The organism is Streptomyces sp. G45, assembly GCF_049542095.1.
Lineage (GTDB): Bacteria > Actinomycetota > Actinomycetes > Streptomycetales > Streptomycetaceae > Streptomyces.
In genome coordinates this window covers 7,278,184-7,296,208 of record NZ_JBMUZU010000001.1, presented here as the reverse complement: position 1 = coordinate 7,296,208, position 18,025 = coordinate 7,278,184, and the positions used below count along the sequence as shown (strand labels likewise).

General features: G+C 74.7%; 12 protein-coding genes and 1 pseudogene. 10 read left to right on the top strand and 3 right to left on the bottom strand.

The genetic code is table 11. The features are described 5' to 3' along the window. Window positions 1-11: 11 nt before the first annotated feature. A complete protein-coding gene (locus tag ACOBQU_RS30960) occupies window positions 12-815 on the bottom strand; it encodes an anti-sigma factor (RefSeq protein WP_423631618.1) in 804 nt (267 codons plus the stop codon). Continuing rightward, a complete protein-coding gene (locus tag ACOBQU_RS30955; RefSeq protein ID WP_423631616.1) occupies window positions 812-1,354 on the bottom strand; it encodes a sigma-70 family RNA polymerase sigma factor in 543 nt (180 codons plus the stop codon). Before ACOBQU_RS30955 ends, ACOBQU_RS30960 begins: the two co-directional genes overlap by 4 nt. Before the next feature lie 224 nt (window positions 1,355-1,578). On the opposite strand from ACOBQU_RS30955, the gene ACOBQU_RS30950 reads away from it, so the two are divergent. The 4 genes and pseudogenes from ACOBQU_RS30950 (at window position 1,579) to ACOBQU_RS30935 (ending at window position 7,978) form a co-directional block, all read left to right on the top strand. After that, entirely contained in the window at window positions 1,579-3,141 is a 1,563-nt protein-coding gene (locus ACOBQU_RS30950) for a DUF4331 domain-containing protein (RefSeq protein WP_423631615.1), read from the top strand. Between the two features lies 1 nt (window position 3,142). Continuing rightward, complete coding sequence (locus ACOBQU_RS30945) at window positions 3,143-4,498, top strand: tetratricopeptide repeat protein (RefSeq protein WP_423631613.1); 1,356 nt, start codon at window positions 3,143-3,145, stop codon at window positions 4,496-4,498. 170 nt (window positions 4,499-4,668) lie between these two features. Next, window positions 4,669-6,201 carry a nickel transporter gene (locus tag ACOBQU_RS30940; protein ID WP_423631611.1) on the top strand — a complete coding sequence of 511 codons (1,533 nt, stop codon included), beginning with the start codon at window positions 4,669-4,671 and terminating at the stop codon, window positions 6,199-6,201. A 107-nt stretch (window positions 6,202-6,308) separates the two neighbouring features. After that, window positions 6,309-7,978: pseudogene (locus ACOBQU_RS30935) on the top strand (serine/threonine-protein kinase). A 65-nt stretch (window positions 7,979-8,043) separates the two neighbouring features. Here ACOBQU_RS30935 and ACOBQU_RS30930 read toward each other — a convergent pair. Then, complete coding sequence (locus ACOBQU_RS30930; protein WP_423631609.1) at window positions 8,044-8,865, bottom strand: SGNH/GDSL hydrolase family protein; 822 nt, start codon at window positions 8,863-8,865, stop codon at window positions 8,044-8,046. A 287-nt stretch (window positions 8,866-9,152) separates the two neighbouring features. Between ACOBQU_RS30930 and ACOBQU_RS30925 the strand changes: the two genes are divergently transcribed. From ACOBQU_RS30925 to ACOBQU_RS30900, 6 genes are all read left to right on the top strand, one after another. Beyond that, entirely contained in the window at window positions 9,153-9,593 is a 441-nt protein-coding gene (locus ACOBQU_RS30925; RefSeq protein ID WP_423631607.1) for a hypothetical protein, read from the top strand. Between the two features lie 4 nt (window positions 9,594-9,597). Beyond that, a complete protein-coding gene (locus ACOBQU_RS30920; protein WP_423631605.1) occupies window positions 9,598-10,701 on the top strand; it encodes a GNAT family N-acetyltransferase in 1,104 nt (367 codons plus the stop codon). A 453-nt stretch (window positions 10,702-11,154) separates the two neighbouring features. Continuing rightward, a complete protein-coding gene (locus ACOBQU_RS30915; RefSeq protein WP_423631603.1) occupies window positions 11,155-12,015 on the top strand; it encodes a glycosyltransferase family 2 protein in 861 nt (286 codons plus the stop codon). Beyond that, complete coding sequence (locus ACOBQU_RS30910; protein WP_423631601.1) at window positions 12,012-13,010, top strand: glycosyltransferase family 2 protein; 999 nt, start codon at window positions 12,012-12,014, stop codon at window positions 13,008-13,010. Before ACOBQU_RS30915 ends, ACOBQU_RS30910 begins: the two co-directional genes overlap by 4 nt. After that, window positions 13,007-13,807 carry a polysaccharide deacetylase family protein gene (locus ACOBQU_RS30905; RefSeq protein WP_423631599.1) on the top strand — a complete coding sequence of 267 codons (801 nt, stop codon included), beginning with the start codon at window positions 13,007-13,009 and terminating at the stop codon, window positions 13,805-13,807. Before ACOBQU_RS30910 ends, ACOBQU_RS30905 begins: the two co-directional genes overlap by 4 nt. Then, window positions 13,800-17,960: a lipopolysaccharide biosynthesis protein gene (locus ACOBQU_RS30900; RefSeq protein WP_423631597.1), complete on the top strand. Its 4,161-nt coding sequence runs from the start codon at window positions 13,800-13,802 to the stop codon at window positions 17,958-17,960. The genes ACOBQU_RS30905 and ACOBQU_RS30900 overlap by 8 nt, the downstream gene beginning before the upstream one ends. Window positions 17,961-18,025 lie beyond the last annotated feature (65 nt).

Genomic DNA, 18,025 nt, shown 5'->3' with positions numbered 1-18,025 from the left:
GGGGTTGACGGTTACTCTCCGAATCCAAGTGATTCCAGGGCGAGTTGGACGACCGGCTTCGTAGTGGGCCGGACGGAGCCGCCGCCGGGTTCGACGGTGACAGCGAGTGACGTCGCGCGGGCGGTGAGGTCGGCGGCGAGCACCGGCGATTCGCCGTCGAGCAGCCCGAGGGAGCGGGGCGCGGCGCCCGCGCGCATCACCCACAGTTGATGGACGCGCCCCTGCGGCGGGCGGCCGAGGCCCGTGGCGCTCACCACGGCCCGCCGCTCGGCGCGCGAGGCGACGACGGTCAGGCCGCGCCCGCGCGCGTCCCGCTGAGTGCTCGCGCGGGCGTCCGGCGCCGCCAGGACGTGGGCGATCTCACGTGCGGCGGCCCGCTCGTCGTCGAGCCGGTCGTCGGCGCGGACCAGGGCGAAGGCCAGCAGGCCCGCGGCGAGGAGGGCGAGCACGGCCGCCGACGCGGCGAGCGCCACGAGCACCGGCGCCCGGGCGGCGGGCCGCGCCCGGACCGGGTCGGGCGGCGGCCCTTCCGGCGGCGGCTCCTGTGCCGTCGTGCGCACCGCGGTGAGGATCCGCTCGCGCAGGTCGGGGGGCGCCGGTACGGACGCCGCCCGCGCCAGGCGCACGGTGTCCGCGGCGAGCGCCCGCACCTCGTCGGCGCACCGGGCGCAGCGCGCGAGGTGCCGTTCGTAGCGGCGCATCTCGTCCGGGTCGAGGGCGTCCAGGGCGTAGGGCACGGCCAGGGAGTGCAGGGAGTGGCCGAGGCCCAGGCGGACGAGGCGGGCACGGAGCGCGTGCAGCGGGCGGTCCGTCATGCGGCGGCGCCCAGGCAGTCGCGCAGCCGCAGCAGACCATCCCGCATCCGGGTCTTGACGGTGCCGAGCGGCACCGAGAGGCGGCGGGCGACCTCGCGGTAGGTGTAGCCCTCGTAGTAGGCGAGGGTGACGGCCTGGTGCTGGAGGTCGGTGAGCCGCTCCAGGCAGCGGCGCACCCACTCGCGCTCCAGGCTGCCCTCCACCTCCTCCGCTACCTGGTCGAAGGCGGGGCCCTCGCCGCGGTGCGCGACGCGCCGCTCGCGCTCCCCGGCCGCGCGGGCGCTGCGCACCCGGTCGACGGCCCGGCGGTGGGCGAGGGTGAGGATCCACGCCAGGGCCGTGCCGCGCCCCGGGTCGAAGCGGGCGGCGGTGCGCCACAGTTCGAGCAGCACCTCCTGGGCCACCTCCTCGGACTGCGCGGGATCGCGCAGCACTCTGCGTACGAGGCCGTAGACCGGCCCGGACACCAGTCCGTACAGGTCCTCGAAGGCCTGGTGGTCACCGCGGGCCACGCGCGGCAGCAGGTCGTCCGCCTCCACCCCGTTCCCCTCCCCCGTCCGGCCCCGTCTGGGGCGCTCAATTCTGGACTCGGCGGGGATTCGGGGCGAGCCCCCCGTCGGGATTGCCCGGACCGAGCCGCTCCGCGGGGGATTCTCACGCCGGGCCAATCCGCCCGGCGGGCGGCGCCGAATGGCATGCGTCAGACGGACCGGGCGCGGCCCCGCGCGTGGTCCGTACAGCGAAGTGATGAAGGACGGACGCGATGACCGCACTCGTCAGGAGCCGCGCGACGCTACGGAGGACCCGTGGCGTCGCCGTGCTCGTCTGCGGGGCGCTGGCCGCCGGGGGGCTCGCCGCCGCCGGTTTCACCGCCCTCGAACCCGAGGCCGCGCGGGCCTCAAGCCACCGGGAGGCCCCGCTGATCTCGGGGCAGCCCCAGTACGACACCACGGACGTGTACGCGTTCGTCAGCCCCGACCGGCCGGACACGACGACCATCGTCGCGAACTGGCTGCCGTTCGAGGAGCCCGCGGGCGGGCCGAACTTCTACCCGTTCGCCGAGGACGCCCAGTACGACGTGCACATCGACAGCGACGGCGACGCGCAGGGCGACCTGCTGTACCGCTGGACGTTCGACACGCGCACGAAGAACGGCGACACGTTCCTCTACAACACCGACCGGGTCACCAGCCTGGACGACCCCGACCTCAACGTGACGCAGACCTACGACATCGACCTGCTGCGCCTGAAGGACCAGAAGGTCGTCTCCACGACGAAGGTCGCCGACGACCTGCCGGTCGCGCCGTCCCACGTCGGCAAGGCGTCCATGCCGAACTACGGCAAGCTCCGCGACCAGGCCGTGCGGAAGCTCCCGGGCGGGACCACCGCGTTCGCCGGGCAGGCCGACGACCCGTTCTTCCTCGACCTGAGGGTCTTCGACCTGCTGTACGGGGGTGACCTGTCGGAGGTCGGCCGGGACACGCTCGCCGGGTACAACGTGAACACCGTGGCGCTCCAGGTGCCGAGCGCGGCCATCCGGCAGTCGGCCGACCAGCCCACCGTCGGCGTGTGGTCGACGACCCAGCGCAGGAACGCGGCGGGCAAGTGGACGCAGGTGTCCCGGCTCGCCTCGCCGCTGGTGAACGAGCTGGTCGTGCCGCTGAAGGACAAGGACAAGTTCAACGCGTCGCAGCCGTGGAACGACGCGGACTTCCTGCCGTACGTCCAGCGGCCGGAGCTGCCGGGCCTGATCGAGCGGTTCTACAAGATCAAGGCGCCGCAGGAGCCCCGCAAGGACCTGGTGTCGGTGTTCCTGACCGGCGTCAAGGGCCTCAACCAGCCGCCGAACGTGCGGCCCGCCGAGGCGCTGCGCCTCAACACGTCCGTCAAGCCCACCGCCGACCCGAAGCGGCTCGGCGTCCTCGACGGCGACACCGCGGGCTACCCCAACGGCCGACGCCTGTCCGACGACGTCGTCGACATCTCCCTCCAGGTGGTGCAGGGCGAACTCGCGGGCCAGAAGAACGACCTGGGCGACGCGGTGAACGCCAACGACCGCGCGTTCGGCTCGTCCTTCCCGTACGTGGCGCTGCCCACGCCGGGCTCGCGCGGACCGCTCGCGGACAAGAAGGCCAGCAGCGCGCGCGACGCCCTCGTGGGCGGCGCGGCCCCCGCCGCCCCGTCGGGCTCGTCGGGCTCGTCGGACACCGTCCTGGTCGCGTCCGCCGCGTCCGGTGGCGCCGGGGTGCTGCTGGTGGCGCTCGGCCTGGTGTGGTGGCGCACCCGCGGCACGCGGGGGCGTGGCGCCGGGGTCGTGGGGAGCTGACGTGAACCGACGGGACTGGGCCCGGAGCGGGCCGGGGCGCACGGTGCTGCCCGTGTCCGTACGGGGGCTCGCGGGGGCGCTTGCCCTCGCGGTCGCGCTCACCGTGGGCGCGGTCGTCGTCGGCGGCACGTCGGACCAGGGGCGGCCGTCGACGGCGGCCGCCCCGCCCGCGGTGCCGTGGCAGGGGGCGCTGGCGGGCGACCTGGACCGCGGGGTCACCGCGCTGCGGGAGCGGGTGCGCGACCAGCCGAGGGACACCGGGTCCTGGGCGGCGCTCGGCACCGCGTACGTCGAACAGGCCCGCACCAAGGGCGACCCCACCCGGTACGCCGAGGCCGAGCGGGCCCTGGACCGGGCGCTCGCGCTGCGGCCGGGGCACGACGGGGCCCTCGCCGGGCGGGCCGCGCTCGCCGCGGCCCGGCACGACTTCGCCGCCGCCCTGCGGTACGCGGACCGGGCGCTCGCCGTGAACCCGTACCACGAGCGCGCCCTCGCCTCCCGCGTCGACGCGCTCGTCGAACTCGGCGACTACGACCGGGCGTTGACGGCCGCCCGCACCGCCGACGCCCGCCGCCCCGGCATCCCCGCGTTCACGCGCTACGCCTACGTACGGGAGCTGCGGGGCGACGTGGCCGGGGCGCGGCGGGCGCTGCTGCTCGCCCTGCGGGACGCGCGGGCGCCCGGCGAGCGGGCGTACGTCGCCACGGCGCTCGCCCAACTCGCCTGGCGGCAGGGGCGGTACGGGGAGGCGCTGCGCCGGTGCGCGGAGGCCCTGCGCGCCGACCCCTCCCACCTGGCGGCGCGGGAGACCCGGGCGCGGGCCCGGGCCGCGCGCGGCGACACCGCCGCCGCCGTCGCCGAGCTGCGCGCGGTCGTCGCCCGGCAGCCGCTGCCGGGTCCGCTGGTGGCGCTCGGCGAGCTGTACGAGGCGCGGGGGCAGCGGGCGCGGGCCCGCGAGCAGTACGCCCTCGTCGGCGCCTGGGCGAAGCTCGCCCGCGCCAACGGGGTCAACCCCGACCTGGACACCGCGCTCGCCGCCGCCGACCACGGCGACCCCGCCGAGGCGCTGCGCGCCGCCCGGGCCGAGTGGCAGCGGCGGCGGACCGTGCACACCGCCGACGCGCTCGCCTGGGCGCTGCACGCGCGGGGGCGCGACCGGGAGGCGCTGGCCTACGCCCGGCGGGCCACGGCCACCGGGTTCCGAGAGGCGTCCTTCTTCTACCACCGGGGCGTGATCGAGCGGGGCGCTCGCTCGCCGGGGGCGGGGCGGACATGGCTGCGGAGGGCGCTGGCGCTCAATCCGGGGTTCTCGCCCACCGCGGCGCGGGGCGCTGCGCGGCTCTTGGGGGGTCGGTGATGCGTTGTCCTTCGTTTTCCGGCGCGGGCCAGTGGGTGGTTGCTCTGGGCCGCCGCTTCGCGGCGGATCACTCCCACCCGCCCACCGGTGGCTCCGCATCGAGCGGCGGGCCAACGGCGGGGCGCCTGACGGCAGTTCCAGCGGGGCCCCGGCGGCTGTGGGTGCGGCGGGTGCTCGTGCTGCTCGGTGTCGTCCTCGCGGTTGCCGCCCTCGCCGGGCCCGCCCGCGCCCACCCCCTCGGCAACTTCACCGTCAACCAGCACGACGCCCTGCGGCTCGCCCCCGGGCAGCTGCGCGTCGAGCACGTCGAGGACCTCGCCGAGATCCCCGCCACCCAGGCCAAGCCCGCCATCGACCGGCAGGGCAAGGAGAGGTGGGCGCGCGAACGGTGCGCGCGGGCCGCGTCCGGCACCCGCGTGCGCGTCGGCGGGCGCCCCGCTCCCATCACCGTGGCCGGGCCCGCGCACGCCACCGTACGCACCGGTCAGGCGGGCCTGCCCACCGTCCGCGTCACCTGCCGGTTCGCGGCACGGCTCCCGCGCGGCCCCGTCGCACTGACGTTCCGCGCGCCGCCGCAGGCCGCGCCCGGCTGGCGCGAGGTCACCGCACGGGGCGACCGCATGACCCTGACCGGCACGGACGTGCCCGCGTCCTCGCCGTCCCGGCACCTGACCCGCTACCCCGCCGAGCTGCGCGCGTCCCCGCCCGACACCACCACGGCCACGCTGCGGGCCCGGCCCGGCGGTCCCGCCGCCGCCGACGAGGCGACGCCGCCGGGCTCCCCGCTGCCGCGCGCCGCGACCGACGCCCTGACCGGCCTGGTGGCCCGGCACGAGCTGACCCTGCCGTTCGCGGCGCTGGCCCTCGCGACCGCGCTCGCCCTCGGCGCCCTGCACGCCCTCGCTCCCGGGCACGGCAAGACGCTGATGGCGGCCACCGCCGCCGCCCGGGGCCGCGCGACGGTGCGCGACGTGCTGCCGCTCGCCGCGTCCGTGACGGTCACCCACACGCTGGGCGTGGTGGCGCTCGGGCTGCTCGTGGCGGGCGGGTCGGCGGCGGCGCCCTCGGTCGTCGCCTGGCTCGGGGTGGCCAGTGGCGCCCTCGTGACCGGCGCGGGCGCCCTCCTCCTGCGCCGCGCCTGGCGCCACCGCGCCCACGCCCACCCCCACACCCACGACCACCCCCACGATCACACCCACGCGCACCCGCACGCTCATGCGCACACCGCCGCGCCCCCTCACGCCCCACCGCACGACCACGCGCATCCGCACCACGCCCCGCACACCCACACCCCACACGACCACGCGCATCCGCACCCCACCCCGCTCACCCACGCCCCACCCGGCCCGGGTCCCGCCCGGCCCTCCCTCCGGGGCACCCTCTTCCTCGGCTTCGCGGGAGGGCTCGTGCCCAGTCCGTCCGCCGTCGTCGTGCTCGTCGGGGCCGCCGCGCTCGGCGAGGCCTGGTTCGGGCTGCTGCTCGTCCTGGCGTACGGGGCGGGGCTCGCCGTCACCCTGACGGCGGCCGGTTTCCTCGTCGTGCGCGTCGGCGCGCGGCTGTCCGCCGAGGCCGGACGGCGCCTCACCTGGCGCCGGAACCCGGCCCGGCTCGCCCGTCGCCTCGCCCCCCTGGGCTCCGCCTGCCTCGTACTCGCCCTTGGGTGTGGATTGGTGTTCAAGGGGGCGGCAACAGCGCTTGGTTGAGCTACTTTTGGGACAGTCGCACGGCTGCGAATGGGGGGCACGTGACCGACGGAGCACGCGTGATCGCCGGGCGGTACCGCCTCCTCGCCCCGCTCGGCGAGGGCGGCATGGGCACCGTGTGGCGGGCCCGGGACGACGTACTCGGCCGTGAGGTCGCCGTCAAGGAGGTGCGCGCGCCCGCCGGGCTCCCGGCCGGTGAGGTGGAGCGGCTGTACGCCCGCCTGGAGCGCGAGGCCTGGGCGGCCGCCCGCATCCCGCACCGCAACGTGGTGACGGTGTACGACGTGGCGACCGAGGAGGGCCGCCCCTGGATCGTCATGGAGCTGGTGCGCGGCCTGTCCCTGTCGGACACCCTGGACGGAGAGGGCCCGATGCCGCCCCAGCGGGCGGCCCGCGTCGGCCTTGAGGTGCTCGGCGCGCTGCGGGCGGCCCACGGGGCGGGGGTGCTGCACCGCGACGTGAAGCCGGGGAACGTGCTGCTCGCCAACGACGGCCGGGTCGTCCTGACCGACTTCGGCATCGCGATGGTCGAGGGCAGCTCGGCCCTCACGATGACGGGCGAGGTGGTCGGCTCACCGGAGTTCCTGGCGCCGGAGCGCGCGCTGGGGCAGCGCCCCGGGCCCGAGTCCGACCTGTGGTCCCTCGGCGTCCTGCTGTACGCGGCGGTGGAAGGCGTGTCGCCGTTCCGCCAGGACACGCCGCTGAGCACGCTGCGCGCGGTCGTCGACGAGGAACTGCCGCCCCCGCGCAACGCGGGGCCGCTGGCGCCGGTCATCGAGGGCCTGCTGCGCAAGGACCCCGCCGAGCGCGCGTCCGCCGCGGACACCGAGCGGGACCTGCGGCTCGTCGCCGAGGGCCACACCCCGCGCCCGGGTCCGTCCGCCGCGTACGCGCCCACGGTCACCGCCCACCGCCAGCCCGACGCCACTCCTCCCCGGCCCCGCCGCCGTACCCGATGGGCTCCGCCGCGGCCAGCACCACCACGACCACCGCCACGACCACCGCCGCGGCCAGCTCCCGCCGCGCGTCCGCGGCCGTGGTCGCGGGCCTCGCCGCCCTGCTGCTGGCCCTCGGCGGCATCACGTACGCCCTGGTCAACGACGACGGGGACGGCGGAGGCGGAGGCACCAACGAGGGCCGCGACACCGGCGGTTCGGGCGGCGGGAACAGCGGGGACAGCGGCGGCAGCGCGGGCGACGACGGCGGCGGCAACGGCGGCACAGGGGGCACGGGCGGCGACGGCGGCACTGAGGGCAAGGACAGCGGAGGCAGCGGCGGGGGCGGCGACGGCGGCTCGACGGGCGGCGGCACGAAGGGCGGCGGCGGCAACGGCGGCACCGACCCCCAGCCGCCGCAGTCCGTGCACGTCTCCCTGACCGGCGACCGCACCTCGTACAGCGGCCCCTGCCCGCCCGCCGCGGGCGCGTCGCCGTCGTTCACGGCGGTGTTCACCGTGGGGCGGCTCCCCACACAGGTCGAGTACCGGTGGGTCACCGCGGAGGGCCAGTCGAGCGACCCCGGCTGGAAGACGCTCGCCTTCCCGAAGGCGGGCGGCACCAAGAAGTACGCCCAGCACGTCGAGAGCCCGGGCCACACGGACCCGGGCACCTACCACAACAAGATCACGGTCGAGGTCCGCGCCCCGCTGTCGGCGCGGTCCGGCTCCGTGGCGTACTCGGTGACGTGCGCGGCGGAACCCCCGACGACCGGGGGCTCCACCTCGCCCGGCGAGTCCACGTACGGCACGTACCGCACGTACCGCACGTACCGGCCCTGACGGGTGCGACGGACGGGACCTGACGGCCGTGTGCGGCCCGGCGGCCCGTCATCCGCGTGCTCGCGTCAGGACGCGGCCCGGGTGAGCACCGGCAGGTAGCCGCCGGACTGGCCCGCGGCGGTCGGGTGGTACGACTCGCTGATGTTGCCCCAGTTCACGCTGTGCAGCCAGGAGTCACCGGAGCAGATCTCGTGCCCGGTGAAGGTGGTGGTGACGTCGCCGAAGGTGAAGCCGTGGTCGGCGGCGCGCTTGGCGGTCGCCGTGTTGAGGTGGTCGGCGGCGCCGTTGATGGCCTTGCGCTCGTTCTCGCTGAGCCCGGCGAGGCAGCTTCCGTTCAGCTTGTAGAAGCGCGGGTAGCCGAGGACGACCACACGGGCCGACGGCGCCTTGTCGCGGATCGCGGAGTAGACGCGGTCCAGCTTGCCGCCCAGCGTCGAGTCGACGTACGCCTTGGCCTGGTTGACGCGCGCGATGCAGCTCGACTCGGACTGGAGCACGCACGTCGTCATCACGTCGGAGAACCCGGCGTCGTTGCCGCCGACGGACAGGGACACCAGGCCGGTGCCGGAGTTCAGCGGGCCCAGCTGCTTCGCCAGGACGTCGTCCGTGCGGGCACCGGAACAGGCGGTGAAACTGAAGCTCGACGGGGAGTGCGCGGCGGCCCAGAGCGCCGGGTAGGCGCGCGACGTGCGCTTGCAGTCGCCGCTGCCGCTGTCGTAGTTGCCGGACCCGAGGCCCGACGAGTAGGAGTCGCCGAGGGCCACGTAGGCGGGCGCGGCGGCCCGCTGGCCCGCCTCGTCGGCGTGGGCCGCGGTGACCCCGGTGAGGGCGAGGGCGGCGCCGAGGAGGAGCGAGGACGCATAGGTGGTGAACCGGGACAATCTCATGGAACCTCCCTTAGCAGGATTTCTGCCTCGACAGTGGTAGCACGCACCACCCGCCACGGATAGTGTCCATGACAATCAGTTCTTCGGTAATTTCCTTGCCCGCCAGGAGAGTTCACCGATCGTCCGCCCGCCCGACAGGGAGGAATCTCCACACTCCCCCTCATCCGGTGGCGCTCCGGAGCCGCGCTCCGTCCCCAACCACCCACGCCCGTAGGCGTCTTGACGGAGCGCCACCCGCTGCGCCACATTGAAGCCCGGCATCCGGCGCTTCGGGGGCAAAGTCGCCCATGCAGACCATCGGCACCAAGACGCCGTCAGCAGGCTCGGGACAGGGCGAGCGGGACCCCGGCAGCGGTCCCCGCGCCCCGTATCCGGATCTGGTCCCCCTGCTCGCGGGCGCCGCCGTCGCGGCGGGCGCCGCGGGGGCCGTGCTGGCGCTGCTCGACCTCTCCACTCCCGCGCGCGCCCCGCTCACCCTCTTCTTCCTGCTCGCGGCCCCGGGCTTCGCCATCGCCCACTGGCTGCGCGGCCTTGAGGCCCGGGGCCGCGCCGTGGCCGCGGCGGCCGGGGCGATCGCGGTCAACCTCCTGGTCGCCCCGGCCCTGCTGGCCCTGCACGTGTGGTCGGTCCGCGGCGGCGTCGCCGCGGTCGCCGGGCTCAGCGCGGCCATCTTCCTGTCGGACCTGGCGCGGCGGCGGCGCCACCGCGCCCCGAGGAGACGGACATGATCACGTGGAGATCACCGTGCACCGCCCCGGCGAGCTCACCGCGGCCGACCGGGGGGCATGGACCGCGCTGCAGGCCAAGGCGCACCTGAACGGCTCACCCCACCTGGCGAACCCGTTCCTGGCCCCGGAGTTCACACTCGCCGTGGCCCGGGTCAGGGGCAACGTCCGCGTCGCGGTCGTCCGCGAGGACGGCGACCCGGCCGCGTACTTCCCCTACCAGCGCTCCCGCGCCGGCGTCGGGAAGGCCGTGGGCCTCGGCGTCTCCGACAGCCAGGGCATCGTGCACCGCCCCGGCTTCACCTGGGAGGCGCGCGCCCTGCTGCGCGCCTGCGGCCTGGTGATGTACGAGTACGACCACCTCGCCGAGGGGCAGGGCCCGTTCGAGACCGGGACCACCGGCAGGTTCGCCTCCCCGGTCATGGACCTCGACCAGGGCTACGACGCCTACCTCGCCCATCTGCGCCAGCAGTCGCCGAAGTTCCTGCGCAGCACGCTCGCCAAGGGCCGCAAGCTCGCCCGCGACCTGGGCGAGGTGCGGTACGTGCACGACGAGCGCGACCCCGGCGCGCTGCGCACGCTGATCGCCTGGAAGTCCGCGCAGTACCGCAGGACCGGCCGCAGCGACCGGTTCGCGCACACCTGGATCACCGGCCTGGTGCACCAGCTCTTCCACACCCGCGGCCCGTCGTTCGCCGGACAGCTCTCCGTGCTGTACGCGGGCGGCAGACCGGTCGCCGCGCACTTCGGGCCGCGCGGCGAACGCGTCCTCGCCTGCTGGTTCCCCGCGTACGACCCGGACTTCGCGAAGTACTCGCCCGGCCTGCTGCTGCACCTGCGCATGGCCGAGGCGGCCGCCGCCGACGGCATCGCCCACCTGGACCTCGGGCGCGGCCAGAAGGCGTACAAGGACTCCCTGAAGACACGGGACATCACCGTGTCCGAAGGGTGGGTCGCGCTACCCCACCCGGTGGCTCTCGGCCATCGTGCGCACCGGGCCCCGGTCCGGGCGCTGCGCAACACCGTGCTCGCCCGACCGGAATTGTTCACCCCCGCGGACCGGCTGCTCAAACGCCTGGGAAAGATCCGCTCCCGGTACCGGAAAGAGTAGGAAGCACACAGAAAACACCAAGGATCGTCACACAGGACCAGAGATCGAGCGCGAACGGGTCACCCGCAGAGTGTCCGAAGAGATTCGCCGGGCATCGAAAAGATCCAAAGAGACGAGTCAATTTGGTGAAAACGTGAGACCCCGATCCGGGTCTTGCCATACGGTCGCAGTCATCAATACCGTCATACAACCACCCGCAAAGGTCCCGTCGGCACTCGGTCTGGGGGAGGGCTCAAGACCGCGACGGCTCCGGAGCGGGGCGCGGTAGGGGGGTGCCCGTGCCCGGTGATCGAGTTCCTGCCGGGTCACGTGCCGCGTTGACATGCCAGCTCACTCGGCCTGCACGGAGGACAAATCCGGCATGGCCGCATGTGGGAACCCCCCCTTTCGAACCGGACCCACAACCGGACCGCCCGGGGGCGGGCGGTCCACCGGACGAGAGGGACACGACTCATGAGTTCTTCCGCTGTGCGCCCGTTCAATTCGGGCCAAGATCCGCTCATCGAGGCATCCGGGAACGAGCTGCCCGGCATTCCCGCACAGCAGCAATACCGGCCGGTGTCGTCGCACCTCGCCATTGCGCCGCCGGTGAGTGTGGTGATTCCCGCGATGAACGAGGCGGAGAATCTCCCCTATGTGTTCAAGACCCTGCCGGAGTGGATTCACGAAGTCGTCCTGGTGGATGGTAATTCCACCGATGACACGGTGGCCGTGGCGCGCGAACTGTGGCCGGACGTGAAGGTGGTCCGGCAACTCGGCAAGGGCAAGGGCGACGCGCTCATCACCGGCTTCGAGGCGTGCACCGGCGACATCATCGTGATGGTCGACGCGGACGGCTCGGCGGACGGGCACGAGATCGTCTCCTATGTCTCCGCCCTGGTCTCCGGCGCCGACTTCGCCAAGGGCTCCCGGTTCGCCAACGGCGGCGGCACCGACGACATGACCCTCATCCGCAAACTCGGCAACTTCGCGCTGTGCGCGGTGGTGAACGCCAAGTTCGGCGCCAGGTACACCGACCTGTGCTACGGCTACAACGCCTTCTGGCGGCACTGCCTCGACAAGATCGAGCTGGACTGCACCGGCTTCGAGGTCGAGACGCTGATGAACATCCGCGTCGTCAAGGCGGGCCTGAAGGTCCAGGAGATCCCGAGCCACGAGTACCTGCGCATCCACGGCGTGAGCAACCTCAGCGCGGTGCGCGACGGCCTGCGCGTGCTCAAGGTGATCCTCACCGAGCGCTCCAACAGGCGGACCCAGCGGCGCGGCACCCGCCCCGCCGCCGCCCGGCCCCGGCGCCAGGGAGAGGTTTCTTGATCACTATCTCAGTGGTGATCTGCGTGTACACCGAGGACCGCTGGGAGGACATCCTCGCGGCGGTCTCCTCGGTGCGCGCGCAGTCCCTCGCGGCGCACGAGACGCTCCTCGTGGTGGACCACAACCCCACCCTCAAGGAGCGCCTCGCCAAGGAGTACAAGGAAGCGGCGGACGTGCGGGTGCTCGCCAACGCGGGCCCCCGCGGCCTGTCCGCGGGCCGCAACACCGGCATCGCCGCCTCCAGCGGCGAGATCGTCGCCTTCCTCGACGACGACGCCGTGGCCGAGCGCGACTGGCTGCGGCACTTCGCCGCCGCGTACGACGACCCGAAGGTGTTCGCCGTCGGCGGCCGCACCGTGCCCGCCTGGGCCACGCGCCGCCCCGACTGGTTCCCCGAGGAGTTCGACTGGGTCGTCGGCTGCCTCTACCGGGGGCACCCCACCGGCCGCTCCCGGGTGCGCAACGTGCTCGGCGGCAACGCCTCGTTCCGGCGCACCGCCTTCGCCGTCGCGGGCGGCTTCGCCTCCGGCATCGGGCGCGACGGCGACAAGCTGCCGCTCGGCTGCGAGGAGACGGAGCTGTGCATCCGGCTCACCCGCGCCCGGCCCGACGCGGTGCTGCTCATCGACGACCGCGCGGTCATCCACCACCGGGTGCCCGCCGCCCGCGAGACCTTCCGCTACTTCCGCTCCCGCGCCTACGCCGAGGGCCTGTCCAAGGCCCTGGTCGCCAAGAGCGTCGGCGCGGGCAAGGGCCTGGAGTCCGAGCGGCGGTACACCACCCGGGTGCTGCCCGCCGGAGTCGGGCGCGGCCTGCGGGACGCGCTGCTCGGGCGGCCCGGCGGCGCCGGGCGCGCGGGCGCCATCGTCGCGGGCGTGGCCGCGGCGGCCGGTGGGTACCTCATCGGGAGCGTCCGGGCGCGCCGGGGCGGCGCGACGTTCTCCGTCGTGGACGTGACGGAGCCCAGACCCGGCGGTGAGGGGGCGCGGAGATGACCTGCGGGATACCGATACTGATGTACCACGCGGTCTCGCCCCTGCCGAACGAGGCCACCCACGACCTGTCCGTGGCGCCGGAGGAGTTCGCCGAGCAGATGGAGGTCCTCCTGGCGCTCGGCTGCACTCCGCTCACCACCGCGCAGCTCGGCTGGCACTGGCGCCACCCCGGCCATCCGCTGCCCACCCGCCCGGTCCTGATCACCTTCGACGACGGCTACGAGGGCGTGCACCGGCACGCCTTCCCCGTGCTCGCCAAGCACGGCTTCCCCTCGACGCTGTTCGTCACCACGGGCTGGCTGCGCGGCGCGTACGACACCGGCGGCGGCCTCGACACCATGCTGAGCTGGCGGCAGGTGCGCGAACTGGCCGCCGCGGGCGTGGAGATCGGCGGCCACAGCCACACGCACCCGCAGCTCGACCAGCTCGGCGACGACGCCCTCTGGTTCGAGGTGGCGCGGTGCAAGGAGATCCTCACCGAGGAACTCGGCGCGCCGCCCGTGTCGTTCGCCTACCCGTACGGCTACTCGAGCCGCCGGGTCAGGCGGGCGGTGCGGGGCGCCGGGTTCTGCCAGTCCCTCGCCGTGGGCAACGGCCTGGCGCGAAGACGCCAGGGGCCCTACGCCCTGCGAAGAGTGACGGTGCGGCGCCGCACCGGCCTCGACGAGTTCGAGCGTCTCGTCGAGGGGCGCCGCATCGCACGCACCTTCGCCAGGGACCGCGCGCTCACCAAGGGATACGCCATCGTTCGCCGATGCCGACAGGTACGCCGGAAGGCAGCTCGCGCCCGTGTCTGACACGACCACCGCACAGGCAGACGTCACTGGGACCGACCGCACCACCGACGGCGCTTCGCCCTCCGGGAAACCCGGAAGGTCCCGGCGGATGCGACTGCCGGGAGCGGGCGGGGGAAGTCCGCTGTTCCGCAACGCCTACGCGCTCATGCTCAACACCGGCATCTCCGGTCTCCTCGGCCTCGGCTTCTGGCTGGCCGCCGCCCGCTACTACTCGGAGTCGGCGGTCGGCCAGGGGTCGGCGGCCATCGCGGCGATGAAGCTCCTCGCGGGCGTCACCGCCGTCACCCTCACCGGCGCCCTCGCCCGGTTCATCCCGGTCGCGGGCCGCCACACCGGCACGCTCATCTTCCGTACGTACGCGGGCAGTTCCCTCGTCGTCGGCGTGGCGGCGCTGGTCTTCCTCGCCACCCTCGACCTGTGGGGGCCCTCGTACCGCTTCCTGCACGGGCCGCTCGCCGGGGTCGGCTTCGTCGCGGCGGTCATGGCCTGGTGCCTGCTCACCCTCCAGGACGGCGTGCTCACCGGCCTGCGCAGCGCCCTGTGGGTGCCGGTCGGCAACACGGTCTTCTCCGTGGTGAAGCTCGGCCTGCTCATCGTGTTCGCGGCGGCGATCCCCACCGCCGGGGTGTTCGTGTCGTGGGTGGCCGCCATCGCCCTGTCGGTGGTGCCGCTCGGCTGGCTGGTGTTCCGGCGGCTCGTGCCCCGCCATGTGCGGCTCACCGAGGGCAAGGCGCAGCCGCCGACGCTGCGCGAGATCGGCCGCTTCCTCGCCGGGGACTACACCGGCTCGCTGTTCTCGCTGGCCGTGGTCTACCTGGTGCCGGTGATCGTCGCCGCGCAGGTCAGCTCCGAGGACAACGCGTACTTCTACATCACGACGACGATCGCGGGCACCATGAACCTGCTCGCGATCAACATGGGCGCTTCCCTGACGGTCGAGGGCGCGCACGACCCGGCGCGGCTCGCCGCCAACACCCGGGCGGCGCTGCGCCGCATGCTGCGGATCATGCTGCCCGCGTGTGCGTTCCTGTTCCTGGCCGCGCCGTATGTGCTGCGCGTGTTCGGGCCCGGCTACGCGGAGGCGGCGACGCCGCTGCTGCGCTGGTTCGCGGTGGGCGCGGCACTGCGGGTCGTCATGGAGACGTACTTCGCGGTCCTGCGCGCGCAGAGCCGCACCTCGGGGCTCGCCTGGCTCCAGGGGCTGCTGTGCGCGCTCGTGCTGGGCCTGACGCTGCTGCTGCTGCCCCGGATGGGGCTGACGGGCGCGGGCGTCGCGGAGATCTCCAGCCTGACGGTGATCGTGGCGATCGCCGCGCCCCGGCTGTACGCGATCACGCACACGGCGGCGCCCGTCGCGTCGGCGGCCGACCGCGCCGCGCCGGACGGCGACCTCGCGGACCTCGGCGCCCGGGACGTGCGGCCGTCGGGCCTTCCGGTGCGGCCCGTGGCGCCGGGCGTGCCGCCGGCGAAGCGGCCGGAGCGCCGCCACGGCCCGGCGTGGGCGCTGCGCGAGTCCCTGGACTCGGACACGCTGCGCCTGACCGTGCCGTCCGATCTGGACCACCAGGAGCGCAGGCCGGACGTGCGCCCGGGCCCGGCGACGCCGCCGTACGGCACCCCCGTGGCGACGGACGGCCACCGCCCCGGCTGGTCGCCGCGGCCCCCGTACGGCATGCCGACGGTGCCCCAACAGCGCACGGACGAACCGGCGGACACCACGACCACGGGCCCGGGAGGAGCACGGGGGGCTATGAAGGCCACGGAAGCCACGCAGGCCACTCAAGCCACGGAGGCGTCCGAAGCGACGGCGGAGGCGGAGGCGTCCGCGGGGGGCGGGACGCCCGGGGCCGGTACGGAGGCCGGGCCGTCCGGCGCCGGTACGAGGGCCGGGGCGTGCGGCACCGGCGCGGGGGCCGGAACGTCCGGCGCCCCGGGGGCGACCGGCGCTGAGGCGCGCGCCGCGCAACCGGTCGCCGCGTCCGCGAGTTCACAGGCCGTGCACTCCACCACCGCCCCGGAAGCGCCGGGCGCCCCGGACACGCCGGACACGCCGGATACGCCGGACACGCCGGACACGCCAGGCACCCCGGACGCCCTGCCCGCGCCGCCCGCCGCCCCGGCGCCCCCGAAGCGCCGTCCGTTCCGCGACGCCAGGCCAGGCGTGCTCGCGCTGCTCCTGGCCGTGGCCCTCGGCCTGTACTGGGTGCCCGCGGCCGGTCTGGGCGAGGACGACCTCGACCGCATGGGCGGGCTCGGCCTGGTCACGGTGCTGCCGCTGCCCACGCTGCTCGGCGCGGCGCTGCTCGTGGGCGTCTTCGCCGCGCTGCTGTGGCGGGAGCGCCCGCACCGCCGTCTGCTCCTGGTCACCCTGGTCGCCACCGTCGTGTCCCTGCACGCGCTGCCCGCCGTCATCGAGACCGAGCCGCGGTTCGCCACGGCCTGGCAGCACCTGGGCTTCCTGGAGTACATCGACCGCACGGGCGAGGCGGCGCCCGACCTGGACGCGCGCTGGAGCTGGCCCGGGTTCTTCGCCGCCGCCGCGTTCGTCGCCGAGGCCTGCGGCGTCTCGGACCTGACGGAGGTCATCCGCTGGTGGCCGCTGGCCATCCAACTGGCGTACCTGGTGCCGATGCTGCTCCTGGTCCGGCACATGCGGGCGAGCTGGCGGGCCAAGTGGACCGGCCTGTGGATCTTCGTCCTCAGCGGCTGGGTGGGCCAGGACTACTTCTCACCGCAGGGCTTCACGTTCCTGCTGTACCTCGCGTTCGTGGCGATCCTGCTCTGCTGGTTCCGCCCGCCCCGCGTGCTGTGGTCCCGGCGGCGGCCCGGCGAGGTCGAGGTGGCGCCCGCCGACCGCCGCCAGCAGGCGGTGCTGCTCGTGGTGCTGTTCGGCCTGTTCGCGGCCAGCGTGCCCGCGCACCAGCTCACGCCGTTCGTGATGCTCGGCGTCGTCACCGCGCTCGTGTGGGTGCGCCGCTGCGAACTGCGGGGGCTGCCGCTGCTGTTCGGTGTCCTGGTCGCCGTCTGGCTGGGCTTCTTCGCCGAGCCGTACTGGTCGGGGCACTTCGACGAGCTGTTCGGCGGCGTCGGCGGCGTCGGCGGCAACGTGTCGTCGTCGGTGTCCGGCCGCATCGAGGGCGGCGACCCCACGCACAAGCTGGTCCTGTACGCCCGCGTGGCGCTCGCCGGGACCGTGCTGGCGCTGGCCTGCTGGGGCTGGCTGCGCAGGCGGCGGCACAAGTACCGCGAGGTCTCGCTCCTGGTCCTCACGTTCGTGCCGTTCCTCGGCTTCGGCATGCAGTCCTACGGCGGCGAGATGGCGCTGCGCGTGTTCATGTTCGCGCTGCCGGGCGCCGCGCTGCTCGCCGGGCTCGCCCTGTTCCCGCGCACCGGCGCCACCGCCGAGGAGCGCGACCGCGAGCGCCGCAGCCGCGCGCCGCTCGCCGCGCTGCTCGCCGGGCTCGTCCTGATCGGCGGCTTCCTGGTGGTGCGCTGGGGCAATGAGCCCTTCGAGCGGGTCAGGACCGGCGAGGTCGCCGCGATGGAGTACGTGTACGCCCACGACGACCCGACGGTGCGGCTGCTGTGGATGAGCAACGACCCCGTCACCAACGTGACGCCGTCCATCCCCTGGGGCGAGCGGGACGCGGAGAAGGTCGAGTACCGGCCGACGCTCGCACCGCCCGACCCGGACCGCGTCACGGACCTGGTGGAGGCGCTCAGGGACGCGGGCCCCCGCTCGTATCTGATGGTCAACCGAGGCCAGACCGTGTACCTCCAGATGGACAGCGGCTACCCCGAGGACTGGGACACCCGCCTGACGCGCGCCCTCGACCGGCGCCCCGAGCTGAGGAAGGCCTACGGCAACGCCGACGCGACGCTGTACGCGCTGCGCGAGCAGCCCGAGGGGCGGGTGCCCGCGGCGGACCCGGGGCCCGCGGGCCCGAAGGTGACGTGGACGGTGTGGTCGGTGGTCGGCGGGCTCGCGGTCCTGGCGCTCGTGGTGCTGCTCGCCGTGCGCGAGGTGGTGCGGGTGGCGTCCCCGCCGAGCGTGGACAAGGAGCGCTGGCTCCAGGGCAGCTTCTGGTTCTCGCTGCCGCTGCTCGCGGTGTTCCTGGCGTCGCTGATCCAGCGGTTCCTGACGATGGCGTGACGGAGGGCGTGACGGGTGGCGTGACAGATGACGTGACGGGTGCCGTGACGGGTGGCGTGACGTGC

Bases quoted from the DNA above. Each gene is read 5' to 3' on its own strand.
- ACOBQU_RS30960 (WP_423631618.1), bottom strand. From the start codon at position 815: ATGACGGACCGCCCGCTGCACGCGCTCCGTGCCCGCCTCGTCCGCCTG.
- ACOBQU_RS30950 (WP_423631615.1), top strand. From the start codon at position 1,579: ATGACCGCACTCGTCAGGAGCCGCGCGACGCTACGGAGGACCCGTGGC.
- ACOBQU_RS30930 (WP_423631609.1), bottom strand. From the start codon at position 8,865: ATGAGATTGTCCCGGTTCACCACCTATGCGTCCTCGCTCCTCCTCGGC.
- ACOBQU_RS30925 (WP_423631607.1), top strand. From the start codon at position 9,153: ATGCAGACCATCGGCACCAAGACGCCGTCAGCAGGCTCGGGACAGGGC.
- ACOBQU_RS30915 (WP_423631603.1), top strand. From the start codon at position 11,155: ATGAGTTCTTCCGCTGTGCGCCCGTTCAATTCGGGCCAAGATCCGCTC.
- ACOBQU_RS30905 (WP_423631599.1), top strand. From the start codon at position 13,007: ATGACCTGCGGGATACCGATACTGATGTACCACGCGGTCTCGCCCCTG.